A 4,237-nucleotide genomic window follows, 5' to 3' on the forward strand; every position below is an offset into this window, starting at 1 on the left:
GGTGGTGAGCAGCGCGGTGCGGGCCCCGCGCCGCTCGATCAGCGCGTTGGTGGCCAGCGTCGTGCCGTGCACCACCAGGCCCACGTCGGAAGCGCCCAGGCCGGCCTCGGCCAGCAGCAGGGTGACGCCATCCAGCAGGGCCCGTTCCGGCGCGTCGTAGGTGGTCAGCAGCTTGGTGGAGTGGCGGCGGGTCGGCGTTTCCAGCACCACGTCGGTGAAGGTGCCGCCAATGTCGGCGCCGATGCGGGCCTGGCCCGGGCGGTTGGCTGTGTTCACGTCAGGCCTTGGGTCAGAGGAAGTCGCCGGGCGACTTTTCCAGCCGCGCGTAAAAGCGCTTCAGATGGGTGCCCACGTGCACCGGATCGAACCTGGCCTGCCCGCCGTCCTGCGCCACCAGCGCGGGCAGCGGCGCCACCACGGTGTGCTGGTCAGGGTTCAGGAAGAAGGGGATGGAGAAGCGCTCCACGCCGGCCTTGTTGCGCACCCGGTGGTAGTTGGAGAGGAAGCGGCCGTTGGACCACCACATCATCATGTCGCCGATGTTGATGGTGTAGGCCCCGGGCACCGGCGGCGCCGAGATCCAGGTGCCGTCCCGGCGCTTGACCTCCAGCCCGCCCACGCTGTCCTGCGCGAGGATGGTCAGCGGCCCTTCGTCGGTGTGCGAGACGGTGTTCGAGACCTCGACATCGGCGCCGTCGGGGATGGGGATGTAGTACAGCAGGCTGAGCTGGCAGATGGGGCGGTCGAACCAGGCGTCGAAGCAGTCCTCGGGCTGGCCCAGGCCAATGGCGAAAGCGTGCAGCAGGTCGCGCGAGAGGCCCAGCATGGCCGCGTAGTGCGCCTCGCAGGCGGCGCGGAAGGCCGGCATGTCCTCGGGCCAGCGGTTGGGCCGGTCGAACACCGGGTCGGGATCCGGGCGGTCGGAGAAATCGGCCTGGATGCGGTACTGCTCGAACAGCCGGCTGTTGCGGTCCAGCGCGCCTTCGCGCCTAGGCATGGGGATCCAGCCGCGGTACCACTGCGGCGAGGCGGCCGATTGGCGCCGCTCTTCGACCGGGCGCTGGAAGAAGGCCTTGGACTGCGCGAAGGTTTCGGCCAGCACCTGAGGCGGCACATCGTGGCCTTTGAGGTAGAAGAATCCGATGCGCGCGCAGGCGTCGGCAATCTCGGCTGCAACGGCCTGCTTGCCAGCCTCGCCGCCATGGCGGAACGGGGAGAAATCAATGATGGGGATCTCGGCGAGGTCCACCGTCTTGGCGACGATGCGATCTTCGACACCTGCGGCGCTGCGGCTCATGGAAAGCGGGTCCTTTGGCTACGGAGGGGCGGCAATGAGGCCTGTGGAGCGTCACGGTAGCGGCAGGCGGCGGGCGGCGGGGTGCCTTTTGCGTCACGGCCGCTTGCGCAAACGGCTACAAGCCTGGCGCCGTTCTGCGGGCAAGATGAAGCCCATGCCGCTGACTCCCTCTCTGCCCGTGAACGGCCCGTCGCCGCTGCGCCTGGGCCGGCGCAGCGCATTGGCCGCGCTGGCCGCCGCACCGCTGTTGGGCCTGGGCGCCTTGTCTTACCGCGTGTTGGCCAGCGGCGCCCATGCCTCTTCCGCGAAAGGTTTCATGAGCTTCGATCACCAGCTGGGCTGGGTCAAAGGCATCCAGTTCGGCGGCTACCTGATGGCCAAGGCACTGGGTTACCTGGCCGAGGAAGGGCTGGACGTGAACTTCATTGCCGGCGGCCCCGGCACCGACTACCGCACGCTGGTGGCCAGTGGCCGCGCGCTGGTCAGCGAGAGCAATGTGGCCGGCATGATTGACGGCGCGCTGCGCGGCCAGCCGCTGGTGGCCTTCGCGGCGGTGATGCAGCGCGACCCGGGCGCGATCATGAGCCCGGCCGACCGACCGATCCGCTCGGTGCACGACATGGTGGGCAAGACCCTGGGTGTGCCCGGCAGCGTGCGGGCGCAGCTGCTGCCGCTGATCCGCCGCGCCGGCATCGACCCCGACAGCATTCGCCTGGTGCCGGTGGGCAGCGACCCCTCCCTGCTGGCCTCGGGTCAGGTAGACGGGTACTACAGCTGGTCGACCACGGCGGTGCCGGCGCTGCGAAAGATCGGCTTCGAGCCGCACTGGCTGCATGTGTCGGATCTCGGCGTGCCGGGGTATGGGCAGGTGCTGATCACCCGGCGCGACACGCTGGCCCGCCACCACGAGGCGCTGGTGCGTTACACCCGCGCGCTGATCCGCGGCTGGGCCTGGGTGGTGGACCATCCGGCCGAGGCCGCCGAGCGCATCGTGCGCGACTTCGCGCCGCCGGGCACCAACCTGGTCGAGCAGCAGGCGCAGGCCGAGATGATGCGCGACTACATCGTCACCGGCGATGCCGCCACCCATGGCCTGCTGTGGATAGACCCTGCCGTGTTCGAGCGGGCCGTGGCCATGGGCCGCGAGGCCGGCAGCGTGCCGGCCGATGCGCAGATCGACATCACGCGGCTGGTCACGCAGGACATCGTCACCGCGGCCCATGCGCCGCGGTGACATTCCTGCATCCGCCCGTCGCCCAAACAGCACCCCGCGCGGCCTGTGGCTCCAGTAGCCTGACCGCTGTTTCCTGCCTGCAGCACCGCTGCGCGCAGGCCCCCTCCCAGCGCCTTGCCCCATGTCCGGTCTTTCGCTCCAACATGTCTCCAAGTCCTTCCCGCTGGCCGGCCAGGCCGTGCCGGCGCTGGCGGATGTCAGCCTGGCGCTGGAAGCCGGGCAGTTCGGCGCGTTGATCGGCCCCTCGGGCTGCGGCAAGTCCACGCTGCTGCGCATGGTGGCGGATGTCTTCTCGCCCAGCGCCGGCCAGATCACCATTGACGGCGCGCCGCCGCAGCAGGCGCGGCGCGAGCACCAGATCGGTTTCGTCTTCCAGGAGGCCACGCTGCTGCCCTGGCGCAGCGTGCTGGAGAACGTGCGCCTGCCGCTGGAGGTGCTGGGCAAGGCCGGCCGCCACCCGGCCCGTTCTCCGGAGGAACTGGTGCGCCTGGTGGGCCTGGCCGGCTACGAACATGCCCGGCCCTCGCAGCTCTCCGGCGGCATGCAGCAGCGCTGCGCCATCGCGCGGGCGCTGGTGGCCTCGCCCAAGATCCTGCTGCTGGACGAGCCCTTTGGCGCGCTCGACGAGGTGATGCGCTACCGCATGAACTTCGAGCTGCTGCGCATCCGCGCCGAGACCCGCACCACCGCGCTGATGGTCACCCACTCCATAGAGGAAGCCGTGCTGATGGCCGACCGCATCTTCGTCTTCGCCGCCAGGCCGGGCCGCATCATCGAGACGCTGGATGTGGACCTGCCGCGCCCGCGCCGGCTTGCCACGCTGCACGACCCGCGCTTCAACGCCATCGTGGACCAGGTGCGCCGCGCGCTGTTCGACCAGTTGCCGCAGGCACTGGACCATGAGGCCCTGGATGTCTAAGGCGCGCTGGCTGTTGCCGCTGATGGTGTTCGCCGCGCTGCTCGCGGCGGCCGAAGCATGGGTGGCGGCGGGTGCTGCACCCATGACCTTGCCACGCCCCTCCACCGTGCTGCAACTGCTCTGGCGCGAGCATGCCAGCCTGCTCTCGCAACTGGGCGTGACCTTGCTGACGGCAGGCTATGGCTTTGTGCTGGCCGGCCTGCTGGCCTTGGCGGTGGGCTTTGCGGTCTATGCCGCGCCGCGCAGCGAGGGCGCAGTGCTGACGGTCGGGGCGGTGCTCAGCAGCGTGCCCATGATCGCCATCGCGCCCATCCTCAGCGTCTGGCTGGGCCTGACGCTGGGCACCCGGGTGCTGATCACCGTGGTGATCTGCCTGTTCCCCATGCTGGTGGCCATCGTCCAGGGCCTGCACGAGCACAAGGCCGCCGAGCAGGAGCTGTTCACCGTGCTGGCCGCCTCGCCCTGGCAGCGCTTTCGGCTGCTGGCCTTGCCCAGCTCGGTGCCGATGCTGTTCGTCGGCATGAAGATCAGCGCGCCGCTGGCGGTGCTGGGCGCACTGATAGGCGAGTGGAATGGCGCCGAGACCGGCCTGGGCGTGGTGATGCTCAATGCGATGTTCGGCCTGCAGGTGCAGCGGCTGTGGGCCACGGTGCTGATCGCCTGTGCCGTCTCCTCACTGGCCTATGCCTACATCTGCCTGGTCGAGCGTGTGGCCGGCTATGACCGCGCGCCGGTGTCCACATGAGCGGGGGATCCATGCAGGTTTCTTCTTCGCTGCCGGCCGAGC

Annotated in this window: 5 protein-coding genes; 3 read left to right on the forward strand and 2 right to left on the reverse strand. The window is 69.8% G+C overall.

Annotation, left to right across the window (positions count from 1 at the left end):
- Both FKP22_RS22710 and FKP22_RS22715 read right to left on the reverse strand, forming a co-directional pair.
- A partial coding sequence (locus FKP22_RS22710; RefSeq protein ID WP_310733360.1) for a hydantoinase/oxoprolinase N-terminal domain-containing protein occupies nucleotides 1-276 on the reverse strand: 276 nt, incomplete at its 3' end.
- A 13-nt stretch (nucleotides 277-289) separates the two neighbouring features.
- Nucleotides 290-1,297 carry an isopenicillin N synthase family dioxygenase gene (locus FKP22_RS22715; protein WP_141289952.1) on the reverse strand — a complete coding sequence of 336 codons (1,008 nt, stop codon included), beginning with the start codon at nucleotides 1,295-1,297 and terminating at the stop codon, nucleotides 290-292.
- 154 nt (nucleotides 1,298-1,451) lie between these two features.
- On the opposite strand from FKP22_RS22715, the gene FKP22_RS22720 reads away from it, so the two are divergent.
- The 3 genes from FKP22_RS22720 to FKP22_RS22730 all read left to right on the forward strand — a co-directional run bounded on the left by FKP22_RS22720 (nucleotide 1,452) and on the right by FKP22_RS22730 (nucleotide 4,195).
- Nucleotides 1,452-2,531, forward strand: a complete 1,080-nt coding sequence (locus tag FKP22_RS22720) for an ABC transporter substrate-binding protein (RefSeq protein ID WP_170201021.1) — start codon at nucleotides 1,452-1,454, stop codon at nucleotides 2,529-2,531.
- A gap of 121 nt (nucleotides 2,532-2,652) precedes the next feature.
- Nucleotides 2,653-3,450 carry an ABC transporter ATP-binding protein gene (locus FKP22_RS22725; RefSeq protein ID WP_141289954.1) on the forward strand — a complete coding sequence of 266 codons (798 nt, stop codon included), beginning with the start codon at nucleotides 2,653-2,655 and terminating at the stop codon, nucleotides 3,448-3,450.
- Nucleotides 3,443-4,195 (forward strand): ABC transporter permease, encoded by a 753-nt coding sequence (locus FKP22_RS22730; RefSeq protein WP_170201022.1) that lies wholly within the window; start codon nucleotides 3,443-3,445, stop codon nucleotides 4,193-4,195. Before FKP22_RS22725 ends, FKP22_RS22730 begins: the two co-directional genes overlap by 8 nt.
- Nucleotides 4,196-4,237 lie beyond the last annotated feature (42 nt).

The sequence above is a fragment of the Ideonella azotifigens genome, assembly GCF_006519715.1.
In the GTDB taxonomy this organism is placed as follows: Bacteria; Pseudomonadota; Gammaproteobacteria; order Burkholderiales; family Burkholderiaceae_C; genus Ideonella; species Ideonella azotifigens.